This is a genomic window from Methylococcus geothermalis (genome assembly GCF_012769535.1).
Taxonomy (GTDB): Bacteria; Pseudomonadota; Gammaproteobacteria; order Methylococcales; family Methylococcaceae; genus Methylococcus; species Methylococcus geothermalis.
In genome coordinates this window covers 2,975,445-2,999,065 of the sequence record NZ_CP046565.1, presented here as the reverse complement: position 1 = coordinate 2,999,065, position 23,621 = coordinate 2,975,445, and the positions used below count along the sequence as shown (strand labels likewise).

Annotated in this window: 22 protein-coding genes, 5 tRNA genes and 1 pseudogene; 6 read left to right on the top strand and 22 right to left on the bottom strand. The window is 58.8% G+C overall.

Features of this window, described 5'->3' with window-relative positions:
- Positions 1-425 precede the first annotated feature (425 nt).
- Both GNH96_RS13960 and GNH96_RS13955 read right to left on the bottom strand, forming a co-directional pair.
- Entirely contained in the window at positions 426-746 is a 321-nt protein-coding gene (locus GNH96_RS13960; RefSeq protein ID WP_228719879.1) for a helix-turn-helix domain-containing protein, read from the bottom strand.
- Positions 727-1,041 (bottom strand): transcriptional regulator, encoded by a 315-nt coding sequence (locus tag GNH96_RS13955; protein WP_169604212.1) that lies wholly within the window; start codon positions 1,039-1,041, stop codon positions 727-729. The genes GNH96_RS13960 and GNH96_RS13955 overlap by 20 nt, the downstream gene beginning before the upstream one ends.
- A gap of 209 nt (positions 1,042-1,250) precedes the next feature.
- On the opposite strand from GNH96_RS13955, the pseudogene GNH96_RS13950 reads away from it, so the two are divergent.
- Both GNH96_RS13950 and GNH96_RS13945 read left to right on the top strand, forming a co-directional pair.
- Positions 1,251-2,157, top strand: a pseudogene (locus tag GNH96_RS13950) (IS3 family transposase).
- A gap of 48 nt (positions 2,158-2,205) precedes the next feature.
- Complete coding sequence (locus tag GNH96_RS13945) at positions 2,206-2,754, top strand: group II intron maturase-specific domain-containing protein (RefSeq protein WP_169604211.1); 549 nt, start codon at positions 2,206-2,208, stop codon at positions 2,752-2,754.
- Positions 2,755-2,871: 117 nt separating this feature from the next.
- Here GNH96_RS13945 and GNH96_RS13940 read toward each other — a convergent pair whose 3' ends face one another.
- From GNH96_RS13940 to uvrA, 6 genes are all read right to left on the bottom strand, one after another.
- Positions 2,872-3,108 carry a DUF2059 domain-containing protein gene (locus GNH96_RS13940; RefSeq protein ID WP_169604210.1) on the bottom strand — a complete coding sequence of 79 codons (237 nt, stop codon included), beginning with the start codon at positions 3,106-3,108 and terminating at the stop codon, positions 2,872-2,874.
- A 19-nt stretch (positions 3,109-3,127) separates the two neighbouring features.
- Positions 3,128-3,481, bottom strand: a complete 354-nt coding sequence (locus tag GNH96_RS13935) for a hypothetical protein (RefSeq protein WP_169604209.1) — start codon at positions 3,479-3,481, stop codon at positions 3,128-3,130.
- Between the two features lie 20 nt (positions 3,482-3,501).
- A complete protein-coding gene (locus tag GNH96_RS13930; protein ID WP_169604208.1) occupies positions 3,502-4,221 on the bottom strand; it encodes a tellurite resistance TerB family protein in 720 nt (239 codons plus the stop codon).
- Between the two features lie 413 nt (positions 4,222-4,634).
- Positions 4,635-5,267 (bottom strand): GIY-YIG nuclease family protein, encoded by a 633-nt coding sequence (locus GNH96_RS13925; protein ID WP_169604207.1) that lies wholly within the window; start codon positions 5,265-5,267, stop codon positions 4,635-4,637.
- A gap of 419 nt (positions 5,268-5,686) precedes the next feature.
- Entirely contained in the window at positions 5,687-5,944 is a 258-nt protein-coding gene (locus tag GNH96_RS13920; RefSeq protein ID WP_169604206.1) for a site-specific integrase, read from the bottom strand.
- Between the two features lie 183 nt (positions 5,945-6,127).
- Positions 6,128-8,956: an excinuclease ABC subunit UvrA gene (uvrA, locus tag GNH96_RS13915; protein WP_169604205.1), complete on the bottom strand. Its 2,829-nt coding sequence runs from the start codon at positions 8,954-8,956 to the stop codon at positions 6,128-6,130.
- Positions 8,957-9,259: 303 nt separating this feature from the next.
- Here uvrA and GNH96_RS13910 point away from each other — a divergent pair, with 303 nt between their 5' ends.
- A complete protein-coding gene (locus GNH96_RS13910) occupies positions 9,260-10,624 on the top strand; it encodes an MFS transporter (protein WP_169604736.1) in 1,365 nt (454 codons plus the stop codon).
- A 32-nt stretch (positions 10,625-10,656) separates the two neighbouring features.
- A complete protein-coding gene (ssb, locus tag GNH96_RS13905) occupies positions 10,657-11,175 on the top strand; it encodes a single-stranded DNA-binding protein (protein WP_169604204.1) in 519 nt (172 codons plus the stop codon).
- A 148-nt stretch (positions 11,176-11,323) separates the two neighbouring features.
- On the opposite strand, the gene GNH96_RS13900 is transcribed toward ssb, so the two are convergent.
- Positions 11,324-12,040, bottom strand: coding sequence for a DUF2490 domain-containing protein (locus GNH96_RS13900; protein WP_228719878.1), 717 nt, complete (start codon positions 12,038-12,040; stop codon positions 11,324-11,326).
- Between the two features lie 1,147 nt (positions 12,041-13,187).
- Here GNH96_RS13900 and zwf point away from each other — a divergent pair.
- On the top strand, positions 13,188-14,669 hold the full coding sequence (gene zwf / locus GNH96_RS13895) for a glucose-6-phosphate dehydrogenase (RefSeq protein WP_169604203.1): 1,482 nt from the start codon (positions 13,188-13,190) through the stop codon (positions 14,667-14,669).
- A 485-nt stretch (positions 14,670-15,154) separates the two neighbouring features.
- Here the strand turns inward: zwf and GNH96_RS13890 are convergent, their stop codons facing one another.
- The 5 genes from GNH96_RS13890 to GNH96_RS13870 form a co-directional block, all read right to left on the bottom strand.
- A complete protein-coding gene (locus tag GNH96_RS13890; RefSeq protein WP_169604202.1) occupies positions 15,155-15,565 on the bottom strand; it encodes a GFA family protein in 411 nt (136 codons plus the stop codon).
- A 194-nt stretch (positions 15,566-15,759) separates the two neighbouring features.
- Positions 15,760-17,034 carry a beta-ketoacyl-ACP synthase II gene (fabF, locus tag GNH96_RS13885; protein WP_169604201.1) on the bottom strand — a complete coding sequence of 425 codons (1,275 nt, stop codon included), beginning with the start codon at positions 17,032-17,034 and terminating at the stop codon, positions 15,760-15,762.
- Positions 17,031-17,642, bottom strand: a complete 612-nt coding sequence (locus GNH96_RS13880) for a winged helix-turn-helix transcriptional regulator (RefSeq protein ID WP_223163436.1) — start codon at positions 17,640-17,642, stop codon at positions 17,031-17,033. Before GNH96_RS13880 ends, fabF begins: the two co-directional genes overlap by 4 nt.
- Before the next feature lie 79 nt (positions 17,643-17,721).
- Positions 17,722-17,880, bottom strand: a complete 159-nt coding sequence (locus GNH96_RS13875; RefSeq protein WP_169604200.1) for a hypothetical protein — start codon at positions 17,878-17,880, stop codon at positions 17,722-17,724.
- 24 nt (positions 17,881-17,904) lie between these two features.
- Complete coding sequence (locus GNH96_RS13870) at positions 17,905-18,618, bottom strand: hypothetical protein (protein ID WP_169604199.1); 714 nt, start codon at positions 18,616-18,618, stop codon at positions 17,905-17,907.
- 83 nt (positions 18,619-18,701) lie between these two features.
- Between GNH96_RS13870 and GNH96_RS13865 the strand changes: the two genes are divergently transcribed.
- Positions 18,702-19,859 carry a GGDEF domain-containing protein gene (locus GNH96_RS13865; protein WP_169604198.1) on the top strand — a complete coding sequence of 386 codons (1,158 nt, stop codon included), beginning with the start codon at positions 18,702-18,704 and terminating at the stop codon, positions 19,857-19,859.
- On the opposite strand, the gene GNH96_RS16405 is transcribed toward GNH96_RS13865, so the two are convergent.
- From GNH96_RS16405 to GNH96_RS13825, 8 genes are all read right to left on the bottom strand, one after another.
- A complete protein-coding gene (locus tag GNH96_RS16405) occupies positions 19,789-20,829 on the bottom strand; it encodes a class I SAM-dependent methyltransferase (RefSeq protein ID WP_223163435.1) in 1,041 nt (346 codons plus the stop codon). The genes GNH96_RS13865 and GNH96_RS16405 overlap by 71 nt on opposite strands.
- A gap of 147 nt (positions 20,830-20,976) precedes the next feature.
- Positions 20,977-21,897, bottom strand: a complete 921-nt coding sequence (locus GNH96_RS13855) for a cyclase family protein (protein WP_223163434.1) — start codon at positions 21,895-21,897, stop codon at positions 20,977-20,979.
- 434 nt (positions 21,898-22,331) lie between these two features.
- Positions 22,332-22,562 (bottom strand): hypothetical protein, encoded by a 231-nt coding sequence (locus tag GNH96_RS13850; protein WP_169604197.1) that lies wholly within the window; start codon positions 22,560-22,562, stop codon positions 22,332-22,334.
- 329 nt (positions 22,563-22,891) lie between these two features.
- Positions 22,892-22,967 (bottom strand) — tRNA-Thr (locus GNH96_RS13845).
- A gap of 312 nt (positions 22,968-23,279) precedes the next feature.
- Positions 23,280-23,355, bottom strand: a tRNA-Lys gene (locus tag GNH96_RS13840).
- 12 nt (positions 23,356-23,367) lie between these two features.
- A tRNA-His gene (locus GNH96_RS13835) sits at positions 23,368-23,443 on the bottom strand.
- A gap of 9 nt (positions 23,444-23,452) precedes the next feature.
- A tRNA-Arg gene (locus GNH96_RS13830) sits at positions 23,453-23,529 on the bottom strand.
- A gap of 5 nt (positions 23,530-23,534) precedes the next feature.
- A tRNA-Pro gene (locus tag GNH96_RS13825) sits at positions 23,535-23,611 on the bottom strand.
- Between the last annotated feature and the right edge of the window lie 10 nt (positions 23,612-23,621).

Sequence of the window (23,621 nt, the reverse complement as noted above, 5' to 3'; positions counted from 1 at the left end):
GGGAAAGGGTTAAAAGGTATTCGGTCAAGAGCGCCAAAATATCGGCATCGCAAGCCCCGCAACCGGAACATGCGCCCGTCGCTCTCGGTCATGCCTTTATCGAACTGCCGCCTGATTTGCTGGGCCGTCGTTCCGCTGCAGCGGCAAATGATGTCCTTTCTCCCGTCAGGAGCTACATTATTCATATCCATGCACAAAATCCTTGATGGCACCTATGAAAAAAATGGGGATTCAGGGCTGAGTCGAAACAAAGACACCACTTGAATATGCGATCAAAAGCGGCGGTTGCGAGACCTGGCTTGTCTCCAGCTAACAAGACCCAAATAAGCCATACAAAATATGGTTGAACTCACCCCCTAGGGCATAGGACGGAAAGAAATCTGAGACCAGCGCCACTGCTCAAGGCAGTTCTCGGGACCAACGGCTCAATCCAGCGCCTCGCGGACCACCTCTGGATGGCGGCGGGCAATCCGGATGAGAGCCTGGGCTGCACCCGAAGGCGAACGACGCCCTTGCTCCCACTCCTGCAACGTACGCTTTGAGATGCAGAGCGCACGGGCAAACTGCGCCTGCGAGAGCCCGGTGTTTTGCCGGGCTTGCGCCACTTCATTAGGTTCGACTTGCGTGACGCGCGCGGCCTGTGCCGTCTTCATTTCACGAACCGACTGCAACAGCTTCATACCCAATGCATCGCTTGCGGACGCAGGCTTGGCAGATTGCTTGCGATCAGCCATTTTCGATTTCATCTCTTACCACCTTGAGAATGTGACCAGGAATCGAATCGCGAACCGACTTGGCATAGACCAGCAAGAGCCAAATCTCTCCAGCAGACAATCGGGTGAAATAGATGACTCGCACGCCACCCTGCTTCCCGGAGCCGGAACGCGACCAACGAACTTTGCGACAACCCCCGCTGCCAGGAATGACATCACCCGCGTCCGGGTTGCTGGCGAGCCACGTGAAAAACTCCAACCGTTCCGCCTCGGACCAAAGCTTGTCGGCTTCCGCTTTGAACGTGGGAGTTTCGGCAAGGGTGAGCATATTTGATACTGTACGTCAACGACGGATGACACTCAACTATGGTGAGCGGCGTAAGGCTGATCGCATCAGGGGATGTGCCGGTTAAAGAGGTGCATCCATCACGACCGATGCGCTTCGTTCCTCTCCGCATCCTGCTCGAGCTAAATTGCAGCTCCTGTATGAACCGCCCCGGCTTTGGTGGAGGCTCCAACTCTTGAGAAGATGGAGCCATGAAGAAGTCAACGAAGTTTTCCCCTGAGGTCCGTGAGCGTGCTGTTCGCCTGGTGTTCGAGTGCCGCAACGAACATCCTTCACAATGGGCTGCCGTGGTCTCGATCGCAGGCAAGATGGGCTGCACGGCGCAGTTGCGCAAGGCCAATGAGATACACTCTGGAACGCATCTGGCAGGTCAATTTGCAGGTGTATGGCGCCGACAAGGTGTGGCGACAAATGAACCGGGAAGGCATCGCCGTCGCCCGCTGCACGGTCGAGCGGCTGATGCGACGGCTTGGCCTGCGCGGTGTCATCCGTGGCAAGGTGGTGCGGACCACGGTCAGCGACCGGACCACGCCGTGCCCGCTGGATCGGGTCAATCGGGACTTCAAGGCCGAGCGTCCCAATCAGCTGTGGGTGGCCGATTACACCTACGTCTCGACCTGGCAGGGATGGTTGTACGTGGCATTTGTCGTCGACGTGTTTGCCCGGCGCATTATCGGCTGGCGGGTGAGTTCTTCCATGCACACCGACTTCGTACTCGATGCGCTTGAGCAAGCGCTGTATGCCCGCCAGCCGGAACGCGATGGCGCCCTGATCCATCATTCGGACCGCGGTTCGCAGTACGTCAGCATCCGCTACAGCGAGCGCCTGGCCGAGGCCGGTATCGAACCCTCGGTGGGCAGCAAAGGCGACAGCTACGACAACGCGTTGGCCGAAACCATCAACGGCCTCTACAAGGCTGAGTTGATCCACCGGCGGGCCCCCTGGAAAACCCGGGAAGCCGTCGAACTGGCTACGCTGGAATGGGTCTCCTGGTTCAACCACTCAAGGCTGCTGGAACCCATCGGGTATATCCCTCCCGCAGAAGCTGAGGCAAACTACTATCGCGACTTAGCCCGTCGGGCTGCCCAACTGGCGTAACTTAAACCAACCAGCCTCCACGATTCCCGGGGCGGTTCAAAGAGCCGGGTGGTCAAGACCAATACCGCCGAATTTCTCGGATTCACTTTCCGAGGAACCAAGCTGCGCTGGTCCGACCGGGCTTTCGAGGACTTCAAGCACCACCTCCGGAAACTGACCGGACGAAGCTGGGGCGTCTCGATGGCCTACCGGTTTCACAAGCTGGCCCAATATGTCCGCGGCTGGATGGGCTACTTTGGCATCTCGGACTACTATCGCCCGATCCCCGAACTCGACCACTGGCTGCGACGCCGGGTGCGCATGTGCTACTGGAAACAGTGGCGCTATGTGCGTACCAAGGTGAAGCATCTGCTGGCGCTGGGGGCGGGCAAACGCCAGGCGATCCTGACGGCGATCAGCAGCACAAAATCGTCGGGAACGATTTTGGACAGCCGGAGGCTGGCCCGAAGGGCGGACTCCAAGGATGGAGTCCGCAACAGCTACTGGCACCTCTCGCGGACGTTGGCGACCCAGACCGGGATGACCAATCAATGGCTGAAGACCCAGGGGTTGATCTCGATCCGCGATCTGTGGATGAAAGCCCATGGGTATGCCTGATATCGTCATGTGCTCCCTTCTCGTGAACCGCTTAGGTAGCGGACCCGCATGCCGTGGTGGTGTGGGGACCGGGGGTTAGAACCCCCCGGTTACCCGATTAGCCCGCTTTTATGTTCTTCAAGCCAAAATGCCTTGCAATTCTTCTTCGGTGAAATGTTCTCTAAGAATATTGATAACATCTTTATATGCCTGCTCATTTTGTTGTGCAAGAGTTCTCATCATTACCTTTACCATATCAATATTTTGTTGAGCAGAATATTTTACGATTTCATGATAAACCGAATGAATTGCCCCGTATCTATTAAATAATATATTGCTAACCGTAGCGGTTCCCAATATTTTGGCAACTGTCATTAAATTTATTCCGTACACTTTAAAATTCTTTCAAATAGTTGGAAATGTCTTGTGAACTATGCATATTGGCTGTGAAAATTTCAAACAGCGTTTTTATCATATCTCTATACATAACTTTTGTCTCATTATCAGTATTTTCTGATTTCGATAAATCCGTCAAACCTTCAACCAACACCTTAAAATTCTCTTTATTGATGTTCAATTCATCAAGACGAGATTGCAGAACTCGACCAAATAGTTGTTTTTTTTCATTAAGAGCATAGATTTCTTTGATTGCTCCAATAATTTCTGGCAGATTTTGAACAACTCCTTGCACAATGACAAGTTTAGCAGATGTAGGCTGCATTTCACTTCTTACGATTTTTTTATCCATATTCCCTTTCAGGTTCTTTCTTATGAGTTGTTTACACTATTTGAATTTTTATTATCTTTCCAAACAACATCAAAGAGTTTTTTAACACCAAACGCAGTCCCAATTGCGATTGCAGGAACCACTACAACAGCCCCACCCAACATTCCCATTCCGAACCCAGCACCTAGAAAAGCCAAGCCAGAACTTATTCCAGCGGCGCTAAGTCCAAAGACCGAACCACTTGCTGCAATTGCCCCTATAGGGACACCAACCCCAGCAAGGGCTGCAACACTCTCTTTTATGACCTGCCTAAATTTTTCGGAATTTGAGGGAATGTCTTTGATTCTATCAAGATTCTCTTGGATAGATTTTATGGAATCAACTTGCTCTTGGGTAATCCCCAAAACTTCTCCGATGTCAAGGATATATTGATATTCTTCATCAGTGAATTTCGAGTCAACCAAAGCAAAAAGACACAAATCTGAGATTAATGTATATTTCAATTCAGTATTACTAAGAATTTTAATTACTTCAAGATTCGCCAGTTTATCTTCGTGCTGGAGGTTGAATACTGAAGAATAGATTTTAGCCTTCCCTACATCTGAAATCTTAATCTGTTCTAACAAAATATCCAACTGGCGTTTTTCTTTATCTCCAAATTCTTTATCCGCATAACAGACAGCAGACAAAATACTCAAATAAGCGATTTGTTCATTTTCAGAATATTCTTCTAGTGGGTGTTTCTTCTGTTCTTCAGGCATTAGGTTGCTTCCGATGATAAAAATGGATTTATTGTGGTATAAATATACCCATTAACAACAATCGAATGGTGTCAGTCAGTGATTTTTGAAAAGTTCATGGAAGAAACCAGCGAACGTACTGTCAGAGCCCTGATCGGAATGAACAAGGCTCAATTCGCCAAGCTCTACCCTGTCTTTGAAGATGCCTATGCGGAGATTTAGCAAGAACGTGTTAGGCAAGGCGAAATAAAACGGGTACAAAAAGGAGGTCATGTTAGCTATCTCGAAATGTCTTTGTGATCATATGGTTATCATTGGAAGCAACTCTAATAGTTCGACATACGTTTCCTCCTGTGAGTGGTCAAGTCGCCCAATGTGCAAGCTCAGGGGCGCGCAGCCGGCCTGCCGGCGAAGCGTCCCTCTGGAGCGGCGGGTTAGAACTCATCTTCGCTGCCGCCTCGACCGTGCTTTATGTAACCAAACCACTCGAATTGACCGATGGTTTCTAGTGCTACAGCCATAATTTCTTCTGCCAAGGGAGAATATTCTTCTACGCACTCCGCAAGCGTGAACTGACAACAACAAGAATTACTGTCGTAGAACGCTGACAAGACAAATGGGTGCAAGTTATTGCGTTGAATGGCTTGAGCGAATTCTTCTAACTCTTTTTCCTCATACGCAACACCATGCCGACTAACCAAATTAATTAAATGGTTTGAAGTGTCATTTAGACCGGTGTTCGAAGATTCAAGCGGGCTTCTTTCCGGGTTATGCCATTCATGCTCAGGCGTCTCAATGGTTTGAATTGCACGTACTGCAGCACCGACACTTATAGCGAAAAACTCTCGGTTTGCCTTATACCGATAGCGGCTGAGAAGCTGGTGCACCGCCTTTTCCGATTTTTTTGAATCTTGAACCAGGGCGTAGTAGGCAATCTCAAAGGGCTCTGGAACCCCGGTAGTAAACAGCTCGTCAAGGCGCGCGGTCGGGACTTTCTCCGTGTGCCCGATCTTTAGAAGACCGGCCATGGATGAATTATATGCTACGTATAGGAAGCCCTTAGCCATTCAACTCTCTACCTTCTTTGCTGAATACACGTTCATGAGTTCTAACGACTAAGCATTTATCCGTTGTGCGCAGGTGAGATATTCAGAGTTGGGCACGGCGCGGAGGCGCATGACGGAAAAGGTTTGTTGGACTATGCCGCGACGACCGCTGCGCTAGCCGGCCAGCAGTGAGCTTTATTGATAGGGGATTGTATTCCCACGGCTGGGCTGACGGGAAGCGGTGCGGGGTGATGCACCCGTTCCGGAGCGCGGCAGAGAATCCAAAACGAGCTCGGTCAGGGCTAAGGCAGGCGCTCGGGGCGCCCGATTTCGAGTTGTTCGGGCGGTTATCCTGGCCGTAGGCCGAGCGCCACCGCAGGCACCCGCGGGGCCTGTGGCAATGAAGCGTTGGATTTCGGGGTTTGGGGAGTTCGGCGTCGTCAGCCTCCTTCAAAGCGTGGTGGTACCAACAGGCCGGTGATCTGCAACCGTCCTTGCCGGCAGCTCGCCCCGGACAGCCCCCGCTCGGTGGCCAGGTACTCGAAGTAACGGCGAAGGTCGTCGATGCCGAGTTGATCCGGTGCGCGGCGGAAGTAGCGTGCCAGATCGGTCACGGCATACAGGTAGCTCTCATGCGTTCTGACCGAGAAGCCACGCACCTGCATGGCTTTAATCATCTTTGCGCGTAACGGGGTCATCGCTCATCTCCTCGAAGAAACGGCCCACATGGACCGATTTCGAGTTTGAACGATGTAAACGATGCAGCAACGGCGCGAGAGCGAGAGAAAGCCCCGCGAAGCGGCTTAGTTCAACTTGTTATTAGACAGAATCGCTAATTAGAGCGCTATACAGATTCCGTATAGCACAGCACGCCATCCTTCTCAGCGCCCCCGCTCCAACAACGGAGCCAAAAACCTCCCCGTATGGGAATCCGGATTCGCCGCGACTTGTTCCGGCGTGCCTTCCGCCACCAGGCGGCCGCCGCCTTCGCCGCCTTCGGGGCCGAGGTCGATGATCCAGTCGGCGGTCTTGATGACGTCCAGGTTGTGTTCGATGACGATGATGGTGTTGCCGCGGTCGCGCAGTTCGTGCAGGACGTTGAGGAGCTGCTGGATGTCGTGGAAGTGCAGGCCGGTGGTGGGTTCGTCGAGGATGTACAGGGTCTTGCCGGTGTCCCGCCGGGACAGTTCGCGGGCCAGCTTGACGCGCTGGGCTTCCCCGCCGGAGAGGGTGACGGCGTTCTGGCCGAGGGTGACGTAGGAGAGGCCGACTTCCATCAGCATCTGGAGCTTGCGTTCCACCGCGGGGATGGCCGAGAAGAACGCCGCGGCCTCTTCGACCGTCATCGCCAGCACTTCGTGGATGGTCTTGCCCTTGAAGCGGATTTCCAGGGTTTCGCGGTTGTAGCGCTGGCCCTTGCAGACGTCGCAATGCACGAACACGTCGGGCAGGAAGTGCATTTCCACTTTGATGACGCCGTCGCCGGCGCAGGCCTCGCAGCGTCCGCCCTTGACGTTGAAGCTGAAGCGGCCCGGCGTGTAGCCGCGCGAGCGCGCTTCCGGGGTCGCCGCGAACAGCTCGCGGATGGGGGTGAACAATCCGGTGTAGGTGGCCGGATTGGAGCGCGGCGTGCGGCCGATCGGGCTCTGGTCGATGTCGACCACCTTGTCGAAGTGCTCCAGCCCTTCGATCCCGCTACAGGATGCCGGGGTCAGCGAGGCGCCGTTGAGTTCACGGGCGGCGGCGGGGTAGAGGGTGTCGTTGACCAGGGTCGACTTGCCGGAGCCGGATACGCCGGTCACGCAGACCAAGAGGCCGACCGGGATCGACACGTCGAGCGATTTGAGGTTGTTGGCCCCGGCGCCGCGCACTGTCAGCCGGCGTTTGGGATCGGGCGGATTGCGCCGGGTCGGCACGGCGATGCGGCGCTGGCCGGAGAGGTACTGGCCGGTGAGCGATTCCGGCGCGGCCATCACGTCTTCCGGCGTGCCCTGGGCGATGACCTGGCCGCCGTGCACGCCGGCGCCGGGGCCGATGTCGACCACGTGATCGGCCAGCCGGATCGCGTCTTCGTCGTGCTCGACCACGATCACGGTGTTGCCGATGTCGCGCAGCCGGATCAATGTGTCCAGCAGCCGCTGGTTGTCGCGCTGGTGCAGGCCGATGGAGGGTTCGTCCAGCACGTACATGACGCCGACCAGGCCGGCGCCGACCTGGCTGGCCAGACGGATGCGCTGGGCCTCGCCGCCGGAGAGAGTGTCGGCGCTGCGGTCCAGGCTGAGGTAGTCCAGGCCGACGTTGATGAGGAACTGGAGCCGGGCGCGGATCTCCTTGACGATCTTGGCCGCCACCTCGCCGCGCCGCCCGCTCATTTCGAGCCCGTCGAAGAACTCCAACACGCGCCGGACCGGCAGATGGGTCAGCCCCGGCAAGTTGGTGTCGCCTATAAAGACGTGGCGGGCGCCGCGGTTGAGGCGGGTGCCTTCGCAGGCCGGGCAGGGCTTGCTCGACAGGTACTTGGCCAGCTCCTCGCGCACCAGGGTGGAATCGGTCTCGCGATAGCGCCGTTCCATCACCGGGATCACTCCCTCGAAGGTGTAGCGCTGGACCAGCGCCGTGCCGCGCGGCGACAGCACTTTGAACGGAATCACCTCGCTGCCGCTGCCGTGGAGGATCACCTCCCGCACATGCAGGGGCAGGCTGGAAAACGGTTCCTCCGGATCGAAGCCGTAGTGCTCGGCCAGCGACTGGATCATGCCATAGTAATAGGCATTGCGCCGGTCCCAGCCGCGCACCGCGCCGCCGGCCAGGCTCAGTTCCGGATTGTGGACGATCAGCGCGGGATCGAAATACTGCTTGACGCCCAGGCCGTCGCATTCGGGGCAGGCGCCGCGCGGGTTGTTGAACGAGAAAATCCGCGGTTCGAGCTCGCTCAGCGAATAGCCGCAATGCGGACAGGCGTATTTGTCCGAATAGACGATCTCCAGGGCCTCGTCGTCCATGGAGGCGGCGATGGCGATGCCGTCGGCCAGCTTGAGCGCGGTCTCGAACGACTCGGCCAGGCGCAGGGCCAGGTCGGCCCGCACCTTGAAGCGGTCGACGATCACCTCGATGCTGTGCTTCTTGCGCAGGTCGAGCTTGGGCGGCTCGTCCAGCTCGTACACCGCGCCGTCGATACGGGCACGGATGAAGCCGCGTCCCCGCAGCTCTTCCAGCACCTGCACATGTTCGCCCTTGCGCTCGCTCACCACCGGCGCCAGCAGCATCCAGCGCGATCCCTCGGGCTGGGCCAGGATGTGGTCTACCATCTGGCTGATGGTCTGCGCCTCCAGTGACACACCGTGCTCCGGGCAGCGGGGAATCCCGGCCCGGGCGAACAGCAGGCGCAGATAGTCGTAGATTTCGGTGATGGTGCCGACGGTGGAGCGCGGATTATGCGAGGTCGATTTCTGCTCGATGGAGATCGCCGGCGACAGCCCCTCGATGTGGTCGACGTCCGGCTTTTCCATCATCGACAGGAACTGGCGGGCGTAGGCCGAGAGCGATTCGACGTAGCGCCGCTGGCCTTCCGCGTAGATCGTGTCGAAAGCCAGCGAGGACTTGCCCGAGCCCGACAATCCGGTGATCACGATCAGCTTGTCGCGGGGAAGATCGAGGTCGATGTTCTTGAGATTGTGGGTTCTGGCGCCCCGGATACTGATGAGGTCCATGCGCTCGCTGCGTGGTCAAACATCCGAATATAAGGGCTTTGGGTGCGCTTTGGCAAAGCCGGGGACCAGCGCCATCCCGTCAAACCCGGCGTGGACATCGTCGGGCCTCGGGCCGTGGCGGAAATGCTGGCAGCAACCTGAGCGAACGATGCGCTCGCACGGCGCGATGCAACATTTCGCACCGTCTTACGAATCGCCACCTGCCGCCCACGCCAGACCCCGGCGAAGCTGATACCATAAGGTGTTTCGAAGCGCCTTCAAGGAGACGCACTCGTGCGCCATACCATCGACATCGACAGCCCGATGACCCGCGCCGAAATCCGGGCTGCCATTTCGCTCGCGGCGATCTACATGTTCCGCATGCTGGGTCTGTTCCTGATCCTGCCGGTGTTCTCGATCTATGCGCGAGACTTGCCCGACGCGACGCCGGCCTTGATCGGCCTGGCCATCAGTGCCTACGGGCTCACCCAAGCGATCTTCCAGATCCCTTTCGGCATCTGGTCCGACCGTTTCGGGCGCAAGCCGCTGATCGTCATCGGCCTTCTGATGTTCACGGCCGGTAGCGTCATGGCGGCCGTGACGGATTCGATCTACGGCATCGTCGCCGGCCGGGCGCTACAGGGCGCAGGCGCCGTTGCCGGTGTGGTCATGGCGCTGGCCGCCGACCTCACCCAGGAGGAACACCGCACCAAGGCGATGGCGCTGATCGGCATCAGTATCGGGATTTCGTTCGCCTTTTCGATGGTAGCGGGGCCGGTGCTGGCCGGCTGGATCGGCGTCAAGGGCATCTTCTGGGCCGTCGCCGGGCTGGCGCTGCTCGGCATCGTCGTGCTTTACACCGCGGTGCCCACACCGCGCCTGCTCCGCTTCCACCGCGATACCGAGGCGCAGCCCGCGCGCTTTGCCAGCGTGCTGGCCAATCCGGAGCTGGTGCGGCTGGATGTCGGCATCTTCGCCCTGCATGCCATCCTGACCGCGACCTTCGTCGCCCTGCCTCTGATTTTGCGCGACCAATTGCACATGGACATGCCGGAACACTGGAAAATCTATCTGCCGGTGTTCGTGCTGTCGATGGTCAGCATGGTGCCCTTCGTGATCGTGGCGGAGAAGAAACGGCAGATGAAGCCGGTGTTTCTGGCCTTCATTCTGCTGACGGCCGCTGTCGACGCGGGCCTCGCCGGTCTCGTTCCGACCACTTTTGGCATCGGCGTGCTGCTGTACCTGTTTTTCACCGGCTTCAACCTGCTGGAGGCGACCTTGCCCTCGATGGTTTCCAAGGTGGCTCCGCCCGACCTCAAGGGTACGGCCATGGGCGTGTATTCCACGACCCAGTTCCTCGGCGCCTTCGTGGGCGGCGCCGGGGGGGGCTGGATACAGGGGCATTACGGCATTCCGGCAGTGTTCCTGTTCTGCGCCGCCATGGCCTTGCTGTGGCTGGCGGTCGCCTTCGGCATGGAGAAGCCGCGGCACCTGAGCAGCCTCATGGTCAATCTGGGGGAAATCAGTGCCAGCGCGGCGACCGATCTCTCGGCGCGCTTGCGCGGCGTCCCCGGTATCGCCGATGCCGTGGTCGTTCCCGACGATGGCGTGGTCTATCTCAAGATCGAACGGGAGCGGCTGGATCGGAGCCTGCTCGAATCAGTACTCAATGAAGCGGCGCGCGCGTAGCCGCCGCCCGGACTTACAACGGAGAATCAACCATGGCCAGTCGAGGCGTCAACAAAGTCATACTCATCGGCAATCTGGGCGCAGACCCGGAAGTGCGTTACATGCCGAACGGCGGCGCGGTCGCCAATCTGCGCATCGCCACCAGCGAATCCTGGAAGGATCAGCAGACCGGTCAGACCCAGGAGCGCACCGAATGGCACAGCGTGGTGATGTACCGCCGCCTGGCCGAAATCGCCGGCGAGTACCTGAAGAAAGGCAGCAAGGTCTACATTGAAGGGAGCCTTCGGACCCGAAAATGGCAGGACAAGAACACCGGCCAGGATCGCTACACCACCGAAATCATCGGCAATGAAATGCAGATGCTCGACCGCGCCGGCGGGGGCATGGGGGGCGGCGGAGGAATGGGCGCGGGTGAACCGGACTGGGACGCCCCGCCGGCCGGCGGGGCCAAGCCACGCAGCCCGGGTGGCGGATACGGCGGCGGCACCGGCGGAAGCGGCGCCGGAAGCAGCCAATTCGACGAGGGATTCGACGACGACGTGCCGTTTTGAAACGGCCGGCTTCGATCGAGACCGGACGGGCTATTTCGCCGGGTTTGACGGTCGGATCACTTTGATTTCGCTGGGGGATACCTATCACGCCAACAGGATTGTCAGGCGGGCGTCAAAGGTTGCCGACGGAATTTCCGAAACGCCTCGTTCAGAACCCGATGAACAAAGACCCCATAATGAGGTTATGCATGGTTTGATGCTGGTGGTCAGAGCTGTCTATATACTGGTTCATATAGCCGAGCTCAACCCGGAAACCGGGGTCGAACGTCCATCCTCCGCCGATGAATCCGCGATTCTGATTGAAACCTGCCTGGCCACCCCAATAGGTGCTGTTTATGTTCACGAATACTTCATCCCAGGCAATCAGGCTCAATCTTGGCTCAAAATCGAAGGGGCGCATGAAGCGAAGCATCTGCCGAGGACGGTAGCGCGGTTGGTCGCCTCGTAAGAAATTCGTCTCGAACATCGTCCGAAAAGTCACCGTTCCGAAATCGGTCGGCAATACATAGCGGAATGCCGGCCATACATCCTGCTGGGCTACATAGGGCTGCCCCACGTTCTGAGTGGGCAGGTAGGTGTAGCCGAGCCATAGTGTGGCTCTGTCGCTGAGAGAATATCCCAATGCAGCACGTGCCATGCCCTGGTACCAATGTTGCCAGTCGTTGTCCCAGCGCATTTGACCTTCCAGCCATAAGCGACCTTTTTCAAGGCTGGGATCGATAAAGCTGAGATTGCCCTCCGCTACCACTTGTCCCCAACTGCCCCAGTCGTTCGTCGTTATATCGGCGTTGGCGCCGTTATAGGGGAACAGAGCAAGAAATACGACTGAGCAGCCTGTTCCAACTTTCTGTGTATCCATTGACATGATGTGACCTTGCTATTGAGATCGGGCGGGCTATTTCGTCTTTGTCGAGCAAACACTTTGGTCGCGGCATTCGACGGCATAGGAAATCTGCTTTCCACAACCTGTGACCTGGATGTCGTACTCGCTGTAAAGCTCACCCAAAGGGATTCCTGGCACTTCTTTGGGTCTTACGATTTTGCTCTTGGGGTGAGGGCATCCCAAGTCCGTTGCAGCGCGTTGTTCCGCCGTCTGGATGGCGATTCTCATATTCTCTTTCAATAGTTCCGCGTCGCTTACGCACCCGGCTGGGAGTCCAGACAACAAGGTTGCGAGGATCGGAGCAGCGTTCCATTTCAATGCCGGTGTTGAAATATATATCGGTATAGGCAGCCGAGAATTGGTTTTTTGCATATTTTCCCTGATTCAGGATTTCATCCCGCAGACACGCTGGATTTCGGTGGAGGTCGGTCTATCAACGGGAGCCTCGCGAGCTCCCCGCTTGGGGACTAAGGTGACGGCGTCGTGGTCGTCTGTTCTAGGCAAGCAGAACCAATGCCAAGGTGCTTGGGGCTGGAAACACCGTGGCGGCGCAGGCCCGCAGCGGGTGCCCTGGGGCTGGATGGTGGGCTCAAGTGTCTGATTGGAAAACTTTGACGTTGTTCTTCCTATCGATGCCCACGGACGGGCAGACTCTGGACCGGATCGGGCCGGTGGGGCATATGAACCTGATGGCATCGGAGACTGCCACCAGTGGGGTGCTTTCGCGGGCAAGCACCCGCGGTGAAATCGTTACCAAGGTTTTCGAGCGTGATGTCACATACGCTGTAATCCGCTTTTGGGGGTGGCTTGGGTAAGGATGCGGATATGCGACATGACCTGGTACTGCCTCGGTAACGACCGCATCGAGCCGTGGTCCGCCAAGGGGGCTATGTGTCTGAAAGGAAACGGCCGACCGTGAGGGGCGCGTCCTGGCATGCCCGGCCGCGGTCTGTGCCCGTTTCATACAAGCCGTCGCTGAGACCGATGGCATCGATTCGATTGGACGTCCGGAGTCGGGGCGAATAGCATTTGAGGTCGAAGGGAGCTCGGTTTCCCGGGAGGTCATCGGATGTCACCCGAAAGAGGCCGGTTGATGATCGGTCTCTCAATATAAGAAGAGGATCAAGCAATGAGTCAGCTCCAACTTCCCAAGTCATTCAACCTGGTGTTTTTTGGCGGTACCGGCGATCTGGTCACCCGCAAGCTCCTGCCGGGAATGTATCAGTGCGACAGGAACGGTCAGTTGGTTCGGGATGGGCGCATCTACTGCCTCGGTCGGCAGGATCTGACGCAGGAGATGTATCTGGCGAAGATCGAGGAAAAAGCCCGGGAGTTCATTCCGAAGGCGGACTGGAACGACGGCGTGTGGTCCGCCTTCCTCTCCCGCTTGCAGTATGTCCGGGTGGATGCCGGAGAGCCCGCCCAGTATGCGGTACTGAAGGAGGTTCTGGAGCGGAATCCGGCGGAGGTGAATGTGTTCTTCCTGTCGGTGGCGCCATCGTTTTTTACCACCGTCTGTGACAATCTGGCCCGGCAGGGGCTCAGCCGGGCGAACTGCCGGGTCGTGCTGGAGAAGCCTCTGGGGCATGACCTTGCCTCCAGCAACGCGATCACCGAGGCGGTCGGCAAGCATTATCGGGAAAACCAGATCTACCGGATCGACCATTATCTGGGCAAGGAATCGGTGCAGAACCTGATGGCGCTGCGGTTTGGCAACGCGCTGTTCGAACCGTTGTGGCGGCGGGAATGGATCAGCAATGTGCAGATCACCATCGCCGAGGAAGTCGGAATCGGCAGCCGTGGCGGGTTTTACGAAGGCACGGGGGCGCTGCGCGATATGGTGCAGAACCATCTGCTGCAATTGTTGTGCTTCGTGGCCATGGAACCGCCCGTCAGTCTCGATTCCAATGCCATCCGCGACGAAAAGCTCAAGGTGCTGGAATCGCTGATACCGTTCACCGAGGAGGATGTATTCAAGAAAACCGTGCGCGGACAGTATCGTGCCGGCACGTCGCGTGGAAAGCCGGCGGTCGCTTATGTCGAAGAAGCCGGGATACCTGCCGACAGCAAGACTGAAACCTTCGTGGCGATCAAGGCCGAGATTGCAAATTGGCGCTGGGCGGGGGTGCCGTTTTACCTGTTCACGGGCAAGCGGCTGCCTACCCGGCTGGCTGAAATCGTGATCAATTTCCGCGACGTTCCGCACCAGATATTCCCCTTGGCGCCGGGAGCCGCGGGGGCACCGGCCAAGCTGGTGATCCGTCTGCAACCCGACGAATACATACGTCTTTACCTGTATGCCAAGCAGCCCGGAGACACGATGGAGCTGCAACCGGTGTATCTCGATCTGAACTTTGCCGGCGCCTTCAAGACCAACACGCGGAGGGCGGAAGGGTACGAACGTTTGTTGCTGGATATTATCCGCGGCAACCAGTCGCTGTTCGTGCGGCAGGATGAGTTGGAGCAGGCTTGGCGTTGGGTGGAACCGATTCTTAACACCTGGGCGGCGGATCCGGCAGGACCTAAGCTGTATGCAGCGGGCACCTGGGGGCCTGCGGCTTCCGCGGAGCTGTTATCACGAGATGGATTTTGCTGGCACGACGAAGATTGAAGCCTAAGAGGCCTGGTGCGTCGCCCCGATTTCCGGGGCCCACCTCCTACGGGAACAGTGATGCTGGGCCTATGCTTTTCTTGCCCGGGTTCAGGGGGGATTTACAACTGGAGCTTGGCCAATACGAAGCGATCGAGCAATGCTTTCACCTGAATCCGTGTTCCCCTGTTAATCAGCATGCAAAACCAACCAGGGATCTAGGGAGATCAGCGTTGAAAATTGACCACCCTAGGGATGTGGGTGGCGGGCTACACGTCCGAATGCCGTTCACCTGGGCAAATCGGCTTTCCGCGCCTTCGGGTATAGCCTTCGGGTATATCTGCGGCGTGAATCGAGAGAGGAAGGCATGATAGAACCAATGAAATTGATAATATGAGTCGCTTCATATGAAATGCCTGGATCATGCGGATTTTTCCGACAGTGGGTCGCCTCTTGCCGCTGAAGTCTCTATTGCGACTCGTCGCATCAATGCTCCGAAAACGCAATTAGTCCGGATATTCCGCATGACGCGGCAAGGTATCCCCGTCGCAAGACCAATCGGCTCTTGAGTCCCAGAAGATCCGCGCCTGCGGTTTGATCGGGATTTCGTCGTCCAGTGAGCCGGCTGGTATGACGACGCCGTCAATTTCCGGAACGTATCTGGCGACCTGGCTTCCGCAGTGACTACAAAACTGCCGGGTGAACCGCTTGGCTTCGGGTACTTTGAATTGCTTCAGCAAGGATTTGCCGTCCGTAAACACCAAATCCGCATTTGCTACGAATAGATTGGTCGCATGCCCGGTTCCTGAAGATTTTCGGCATCGGGAACAATGGCAATGATAGAAGCGTTGAGGATCACCACTGACTTCATATTTCACCGCGCCGCAAAGGCAGCTACCTTTAAGCATGACTGACATACAACCTCCTGTAACGATAAGAATTGGGACTGCTGAAGTGACGAAAGGGTGTGCTGAGCAAAAAGAAATCATTCGAGGCCGAGATATGATCGCGGCCAATCGATCCTTGGTGCCTCCTGGTTCGATCCGTCTGGCAGTATGCCAACGTCTGTGTTAACTCCGTCACCGGCTCTTGTTGCCAGGGACCGGACATGTCACACCTGCCAGCGCCGCAGAACGATGCTGGCGTTCACGCCGCCGAAACCGAAGCCGTTGGACATCGCATGCTCGAGGGCCATGGGCCTGGCCGCACCGCTCACGATATCCAGGCCTTCGCTGGCAGGGTCTGGATGTTCCAGGTTGAGCGTCGCCGGCACGATTTGGTCGCGCAGCGCCAGTACGGTAAAGATGGCCTCGACGCCGCCCGCTGCGCCCAGCAGATGGCCGGTCGCCGATTTGGTCGAACTGACCGCGACGCTTGGGTTCCGGCCGAACAGCGATTTGATGGCCTCCAACTCGCAGCGGTCCCCCACGGGGGTGGAGGTGGCATGGGCGTTGAGGTGCTGGATGTCCGCCGGAGTGAGGCCGGCCTGCCCCAAGGCGGCCTGCATGGCGCGCCGGGCGCCGGCGCCATCTTCCGGGCCGGAGGTGAGGTGATAGGCGTCCGCGTTGGTGCCGTATCCGACCAATTCGGCGAGGGGCTGGGCGCCCCGTGCCTGGGCGTGCTCCAGCGCTTCGATGACCAGCAGCCCCGCGCCTTCTCCCATCACGAAGCCGTCGCGTGCGCCGTCGAAAGGGCGGGAGGCGCGTTCCGGTTCGTCATTGAAGCGCGACGACAAGGCCCGCGCGGCGGCAAACCCGCCCAGGCTCACCCGATCGATGCAGGCCTCCGTACCGCCGCAGACGGCCACATCGGCTTCACCTTGCCGGATCAGCCGGGCGGCGTCGCCGATGGCCTGGACACCCGCCGCACAGGCCGTCACCGGAGCGCCGATGGGGCCTTGATAGCCGTAGCGGATGGAAACATGCCCGGCCGCCATGTTGACGAGAAAGGATGGGATGGTGAACGGGGACAGGCGCTGTACGCCGCGGCGGTCCGTCGTGCGTACGGCCTGCGTGATCGCCGGAAAGCCGCCAATGCCGGAGGCGATGACCGTTGTGGTGCGTTCGCGCGATCTCGCGTCCGTCGGCAGCCAGCCCGACTGGGCGATCGCTTCCTCGGCCGCGGCCAGCGCGAACAGGATGAAGCGGTCCATCTTGCGCTGATCCTTGGACGAGGCCACCTGGTCGGAATCGAAGCCGGCTGCCCGGTCTTCCACTCTCGTAGGTACGACGCCGCCCACCTTTGCCGGAACATCGGCCACCAGTTCTTCGGGCAGCGCCCGCAATCCGGAACGCCCGGCGATCAGGCGCGACCACACCTGCTCGACTCCGCAGCCCAGGGGAGATGCCATCCCCATGCCCGTGACGACGACGCGGCGCATGCTCATGCCGGCTTTCCCCGCTCTTGGTCAGGCAGAGCGGCATTCGCCAATCGGGCCCGCGACACGCGGGCGCGAAGACGAACCTGTGCGCTCGCCGCGGGCCCCGGCTGCAGCATCACGCTCTCGGGTGTGATCGGCGCCAGGGTGCGGCCGTCTACCAAAGCCGGTTCAACGAGTTCGCCGGAACGGCGGTCCGCCAATTGGACCGATATCCCTTCGGGCGTCAGGTGCTTGTTGCCCCAGGCGAGCATCGCCGCCAGTACCGGGAAGAAATCGCGGCCTTTGGCCGTCAGAAGATATTCATATCTTGGCGGACGCGGGTTGTACATGCGGCGTTCCAGCAAACCGTTTATGGTCAGATGTTTCAGCCGCCGCGTCAGGATGTTGGGGGCGATTCCCAGGCTGGCCTGGAATTCGTCGAATCGGGTAAGCCCCTGGAAAGCATCGCGGAGAATCAGCATGCTCCACCATTCGCCGACACATTCCAGGGCACGCGCAGCCGGGCATTCCATGTTCTTGAAGCTGGTTCGTTGCATAGTGAAAGTTACTATAGCCGCGCGGCTAGCAACATGCAAGTAATTCGGCGCGCCGGACGCCGCGGGGAGGATCGTCATTGATCGCAAAGTTCAGCCGGAACGGCGGGGAGAACGCCTCACCGAATCCGGACGCATCCCCCGATCGGCGGGGCGGTTCTCACGATCCGATCGCGAGCAAGAACAAGACGATCACCGCCGCCGCGATGGCGATGGGCAGAGGGTTGTTCAAGAGAGCGATGAGATCCTTGCGGTAGATGTCCACCGTCTCTTTGAAAACCTTTTTCGTGTGCTCCTTCAAAGTCGGTTCGTTCGGCATGGAAACCTCCTCAAAGTCCGCTCCTCACTCCGGCTCGTCGAGAGCCCATCGCTTCAGTCTATGATCGACGAAGACCAGCTCGTAAGCCTTGGTGTCCGGCACGAGCCACCAGGTGACGGTGAAGGTCGGAATGCCCAGCAACAGGTTCCAAACGGCTGTATGTCTTCCGTACAGGTCGTATGAGCGGACCACGGTGTTCCTGCCTTCCGCCGTGTCCCCTTCGTGCAGAGTGACATAATGGGAATCGAGCACCTGGTCGACCTGGTGTTCCGTCATGCCAGATTTGAGCTTATCGAGATCACCGGTATTGTGCTTCGCAGGCAGCACGACGCCGCAGCCGGAAAGCATCAAAGCCGTGCAAACAGCGATCAGGGCTTTCATGGATTCTCCAATGGCCGTCGACGAGGAAATGCCGAAGCCGGTCGCCAGGACCGGGCCGGGGTTCATCCTACACCAAACGCTCCTCAAGGGCGCGGCATCATCGCTCGGTAACTTCGAACCGATTACACTTAGGCCGATGCGCCCGGGGCCTCCCAACGTCGAAAACGGTGTTGCCTCCCCTTGCGTCATGCCGTCGTCATCGAGCCTTCTGGCAACAACTTGTCCGCCCATGTTCCCTATCTGGCCCATCGTGTCGGCACCTGCTCCACACTTCGGAAAGTCGAACAGAATATCCGTGAGGCGGTCCTTTTCGACCGGCAAGGCTTCCTGGAAGGCGGTGAGCCGGTTTCCGCGCATGGCGCAGCGGTCGCATGGGGCCAGCCGGCTGCACGAGGCTGACCGGTGCGTTTCGTTTGCCAGTGCGCCTCATCCGGGCTGATATGGATCCCTACACTCTCTATACCCTCCTGACGCTGGCTTCGGTAGGCAAGGCCGGTCTCATTCTGTTGGTGGCTCCCCAATATCCCCGCCGCATCACCCGCGGCATGCATTCGTGGGCGTTGGGAGGGCTGATGATGGGGATGAATTTCGCACTTTTCGTCCTTGCCGCCAGAGCTCTGGTTCCGGAATCGGTAGCGCTGGGCGGGGCGGTCACGCTCGGGATCGGCGGAACCATCCTGGTCTTCGTCGCCGTGCAAGAACTCCGGGAGCGCTTCTATAGCAAGTTCGTACTGCTTGGCGTTTTCGTGTTTACCGCCGTCAGTAACGCCTACACCCTGTATGCCGGTCATAACAAACTCCGCATCATTACGAACAGCGCGTTGGCCGCTGCGGTGTTCTTCATGATCTCCTACGCCCTTCTCCGCTCGGCGCCCCCCTCCGGCCGGTCGATTTACCGGGTCACCGGTGTCCTGGCTCTGACGATCAGCGTGGTCTTGGCGATACGCGCAGTAAATCCGCTCATCCTGGGCTCACCGATAGTCCATCCCATGGACGAAAACTGGGTGCAGCAATTGACGTATTCCGCCATCCTGATAGGAAACGTCTTGGGCTCCCTGTGTTTCGGACTGATCGTCGCCGAGGAACTCAACGCCGAACTGCATCAACTGGCATCGTTCGACTCGCTCACACGGATCTACAACCGGCGAGTCTTCGAAAACCTCGCCACCGAGGAACTGCTCCGAGCCCGCACCAAGCGGGAGCCGGTCTCATTGCTCATGATCGACATCGATCATTTCAAGCAGGTCAACGATAGTCACGGCCATGCCGCGGGCGATGCCGCCCTCGTCAGGGTTGCGGAGACCATGGAAGAAAGCCTGCGGCACCGCGATCTGTTTTGCCGCTACGGCGGTGAGGAGTTCGGCGTTCTGCTGCCGTCAACCGCGCAGGAACAAGCACAGCGCATCGCAGACCGCCTGCGGCTGGCGATGATGCACGCCGGCTTCCGCTACGGCGAAGAAGACATACCGCTCACCGTAAGCATCGGCGTTGCCTGTATCGACCGGCCACCCTACGATTTGTCCCTGATCAAGCACAACGCCGACCGCGCGCTCTACCTCGCCAAGCAGACCGGGCGCAACCGCGTGGCGGTCGTCTGACGACGGATTCAATTTGTACTGGAAAGTGAACGGCACGACATAGGTATAGTTGCCGGGGCCATGCAGCGCGATTGACCTGGGTGGCGGTGGGTTTGGTTTTCACGAAGCGCAAAGTCATGGTCTTGACCGTCTCAACCTGGTTTTCCCTCACGGTGATCTTGGCGGTATTTGGGTTATCGATCCCCGTGGCCTTGAATATCTCAGAGTTGCCGGGCGGCAGAGCCAGGATGGTATTGACGGGTAAAGGTTGATCGGCTGCGGTTTGTCCCGGCGCAGAAACCGGCCGGACGCGGAACTCACCGCTGGCCTTGGGGCTGGTGCTGGCCAAGAGACATACGCCACTGGGCCCGGAGTTGGCGGCGGAAGAACCTTTGCAGCGTTTGGGATAGTGAGTGGTCAGAGGCCGCAGCTGCACTGTCGCACGAGGGACAGGGCTGGTCGCCAGTGCTGTCGAGACGGGCAGGGTCCCATGAGTCGCGAGTGGTAGGGCGAGCAAGGCGAAAATTAAGGGCCCCGCTCCGCGATGGTGACAGGGTGGTTCATTCGTTGTTGTTGCCATCGTTTGCAGCTGTGCCGCAAAACCACCCGGCCGGTTGTCACGAGCTATCCTTGGGTGCATTCGATCAGGATCGCCGGCGGATAATCCAGCAGATCCGCCCAGAAAGCGCCGTCCACCCCGCCGGCACATGCATGCGAGTTCCGTGCGGTCATGGGCATCAACGAGCAGCCAAGCGGCGATTGCGAGGTCGAAATCCTGTTGGGGCACGATCGTCCCGGCGTCCTCGACCCAGTATTCAATGCCGAAAGGTTCCTTCGCTTCCTGAGCGCGCGCCAGGTCGATCATTCGCTCCGAAATGTCGAGCCCGACCATCTTCGCCGCTCCGGCCTGCCGGATCAATCGGGTGTAGCGCCCTTCGCCACAAGCGAGATCGAGGACTGGTTTCCCTCCCGGATCGCCGATTCGTTTCATGAACGAGTAGGCCTCGATTCTCGAACGGTAGGGCTGGGCCTTGGCCTTCTTGTACTGTTCCGCCGTTTTGGCCCTGGTTGTAGTCGGTCGTCATACGTGCCTCCCGTCCCATGGGTTGCCGACGATGGTCATTGAGCTCAAGTGGGGTCACCTGCGGATCCGCAGTCCCAGTGACGGGTCCCATTGCAAACGTTTTTCGCTTCTCGGGAGCGGTGCTTCCTGGACCTCGTCGACCGCAACGCCGTGTCCCCAGTCGGGCGGACAGATTGCCACATAGCGCGCATAGCCGCCGAGACCCCCTTGGAACTCGGGGAATCCGATGGTCACCAGACAGCCCTTTTCCGGAACCCGATCCAGATGCGCGACTCCCTCGGCCTGCGCATAGCCGTGATGCATCAGCCAACGTTCGCCGGCGAGGTCCGGGGTGGTATCGGTGTCCAAGGGTTCGTGGCCATGAAACAGTATCTTGCGCTGTTCATGAAGCCAGCGCAGCGCATCGAGCGAGACGCCCGGGAAATTCGTGTCGACGGCCAATTTGGGATCGGGCCAGGCTTTCGACCAGTCACTCCGCACCATGACCACCGATCCCGCCGGAATGCGACCGTTCCGCCGCTCCCAGTCCAAGAGATCGCCGATTTGCAGGGCATAGGCCGGGTTTCGGGATACTTGGTCGACAATCGATACGACCACCAGCGGTCGTACCGCGTAAGTCGGCGGCAATTCGTCGATCGCCGGGAACTCCGGCGCCCAGTGCGCGGGCGGATCCAATTGCGTGCCCAACTGATCCGTGGCGAGGTCGTAGCGGGTTGCCTCGAAACCGTCGCTGTCATACCGGTACGCGTTTCCGCTTGCCGGATCGATGGCCGGCAGGAACCGTGACGGCCCGAATCCCTCCCAGACGGGGATCGTCGGTGTGAGCACATGCGTCAGGTCGATGTACTTGGCCTTCTTCAGGCCCGTCTCATAGAACGACCAGAGATCGGTTGTGGGCTGCTTAACCGCTTCTGTGGCGCACGGCGAGATTTTCCCCGTCTCGGTCATCGACGCGCATGCGCTCAGGAAAACCAAGGTACAGGGCAACAGACGATGGGCCTTCATGCTGAACCCCCGGGTATTTCGGAATCCGGTAGAGTCGAGGCAGGCCGCGCGGGCCTACTCGCGTTGGCGGCGATAATACACGGCTTCCAATGCCGATGGTGGCATATGCTCGAACGGCTCCAGCAGCCGGCGATGATGGAACCAGTCCACCCATTCCAGGGGTAAGTTCGACGGCCTCGAGGTGAGGTCAAGGTCAGTCGGTGGCGAAGTCCCTCCGTCTTGATAGAGACCGGAGATCATCTCCGCCAGGGCGTATGAGTCCCCTATGCTGCCAACGAAAGGCACGGCTTCCGCTCCGGCCAGGAAGAAGGGGGAGGGTTGGATCGGATGCCGAAGCGAAGGTACGGATGCTCCCTGAGCCGGAACGACGCCCCCCTTTCTGCCCCAAGACGAAGCGGAAAGACTCATGGCCGAATTGCCGGCGCAACCTCGCCGACATGGCTCGGTTCCGCCTGGAAACCGGCTTGTGGCAAGCCAACGTCACCGGCCTGCTCTGGAACCAGCTCGATCTGGTTCGCAAAGTCGCCTGGATCCACCCGGACCAAGTCAAAGATAAGGAAAGCCATCGCGGTGCCGCTCTGTCGGATGTCGCGGTCGAAATCATCTGGCGCCAAATCGGAAGGAATCACCCCCATGTTTTCAGTGATCGGGGCAACTCGGGCACCCAGGCAAACACGAAAGCATGGCGGACAGCGCGGGAGCGATGAGGCAGCAAGGATTTTCCGTGGCACGGTTTACGGGGCACCCGGGCCCCTGGTACGTGCGGCGCGGAACACCGTTACATGTGCCTCGGGAACGGGGAACGCGGGGATCGGCGGAAAGGGTTCATCGCTGTGCTCACCTCGGTGATGAACGCTTGGCAGAGTGCGCCAGGAACGTGATGGACGAACCCCGGCAAAGGGTTACAAATAGCTACGCCGACTTGGGGAGGTTCAATGACTCTAAGCCTAGGTCATTGATTTATTGGAGCCGGTGATAGGATTTGAACCTACGACCCGCACATTACGAATGTGCTGCTCTACCGACTGAGCTACACCGGCTTTTCTAGCCACACATTGTAGATAGATAGCTGAGCTGACACAATAGGGAGGTTTGTCCAATGACACGCGAGCCTGGAGGGAGGGTCGTGTTTCCACGGTGAGGTGTGAACCGTCCCGGCTATTTTCGGAGAGTGGTTTCTTCTCTTTCGGTTCATCTTCTGTTCTCGGGTTTTCTCCCCTGCAGGGGGTGGTGACTAGCACAGAAACTTCACTCAAGCGGCTGTCCGATTTTCCGGGGCCGCCTCGTGTGCCAGTTTTGCTACAGCAGACAAAACAAAGCCCCAAGAAATGGGGCTGAGTCACTGAAGGATATGGTGGGCCATGTAGGGATCGAACCTACGACAAACGGATTAAGAGTCCGCTGCTCTACCAGCTGAGCTAATGGCCCGTAAAACGGGGATGGGGTGACCGATGGGGCTCGAACCCACGACAACCGGAATCACAATCCGGGACTCTACCGACTGAGCTACGGTCACCACTGACATTGGCGCGCCTGGCAGGACTCGAACCTGCGACCCTCGGCTTAGAAGGCCGATGCTCTATCCGGCTGAGCTACAAGCGCTTGATTGGTCGGGGTAGAGGGATTCGAACCCCCGACATTCTGCTCCCAAAGCAGACGCGCTACCAGACTGCGCTATACCCCGGATGAGCTTG

Excerpts from the sequence above, each read along its gene's own strand:
- GNH96_RS13960 (WP_228719879.1), bottom strand. The coding sequence starts at position 746 with ATGAAATCGAAAATGGCTGATCGCAAGCAATCTGCCAAGCCTGCGTCC.
- GNH96_RS13955 (WP_169604212.1), bottom strand. The coding sequence starts at position 1,041 with ATGCTCACCCTTGCCGAAACTCCCACGTTCAAAGCGGAAGCCGACAAG.
- GNH96_RS13940 (WP_169604210.1), bottom strand. The coding sequence starts at position 3,108 with ATGACAGTTGCCAAAATATTGGGAACCGCTACGGTTAGCAATATATTA.
- GNH96_RS13935 (WP_169604209.1), bottom strand. The coding sequence starts at position 3,481 with ATGGATAAAAAAATCGTAAGAAGTGAAATGCAGCCTACATCTGCTAAA.
- GNH96_RS13930 (WP_169604208.1), bottom strand. The coding sequence starts at position 4,221 with ATGCCTGAAGAACAGAAGAAACACCCACTAGAAGAATATTCTGAAAAT.
- GNH96_RS13925 (WP_169604207.1), bottom strand. The coding sequence starts at position 5,267 with ATGGCTAAGGGCTTCCTATACGTAGCATATAATTCATCCATGGCCGGT.
- GNH96_RS13920 (WP_169604206.1), bottom strand. The coding sequence starts at position 5,944 with ATGACCCCGTTACGCGCAAAGATGATTAAAGCCATGCAGGTGCGTGGC.
- uvrA (WP_169604205.1), bottom strand. The coding sequence starts at position 8,956 with ATGGACCTCATCAGTATCCGGGGCGCCAGAACCCACAATCTCAAGAAC.
- GNH96_RS13910 (WP_169604736.1), top strand. The coding sequence starts at position 9,260 with ATGACCCGCGCCGAAATCCGGGCTGCCATTTCGCTCGCGGCGATCTAC.
- ssb (WP_169604204.1), top strand. The coding sequence starts at position 10,657 with ATGGCCAGTCGAGGCGTCAACAAAGTCATACTCATCGGCAATCTGGGC.
- GNH96_RS13900 (WP_228719878.1), bottom strand. The coding sequence starts at position 12,040 with ATGTCAATGGATACACAGAAAGTTGGAACAGGCTGCTCAGTCGTATTT.
- zwf (WP_169604203.1), top strand. The coding sequence starts at position 13,188 with ATGAGTCAGCTCCAACTTCCCAAGTCATTCAACCTGGTGTTTTTTGGC.
- GNH96_RS13890 (WP_169604202.1), bottom strand. The coding sequence starts at position 15,565 with ATGTCAGTCATGCTTAAAGGTAGCTGCCTTTGCGGCGCGGTGAAATAT.
- fabF (WP_169604201.1), bottom strand. The coding sequence starts at position 17,034 with ATGAGCATGCGCCGCGTCGTCGTCACGGGCATGGGGATGGCATCTCCC.
- GNH96_RS13880 (WP_223163436.1), bottom strand. The coding sequence starts at position 17,642 with ATGACGATCCTCCCCGCGGCGTCCGGCGCGCCGAATTACTTGCATGTT.
- GNH96_RS13875 (WP_169604200.1), bottom strand. The coding sequence starts at position 17,880 with ATGCCGAACGAACCGACTTTGAAGGAGCACACGAAAAAGGTTTTCAAA.
- GNH96_RS13870 (WP_169604199.1), bottom strand. The coding sequence starts at position 18,618 with ATGCGCGGAAACCGGCTCACCGCCTTCCAGGAAGCCTTGCCGGTCGAA.
- GNH96_RS13865 (WP_169604198.1), top strand. The coding sequence starts at position 18,702 with ATGGATCCCTACACTCTCTATACCCTCCTGACGCTGGCTTCGGTAGGC.
- GNH96_RS16405 (WP_223163435.1), bottom strand. The coding sequence starts at position 20,829 with ATGAAACGAATCGGCGATCCGGGAGGGAAACCAGTCCTCGATCTCGCT.
- GNH96_RS13850 (WP_169604197.1), bottom strand. The coding sequence starts at position 22,562 with ATGGGGGTGATTCCTTCCGATTTGGCGCCAGATGATTTCGACCGCGAC.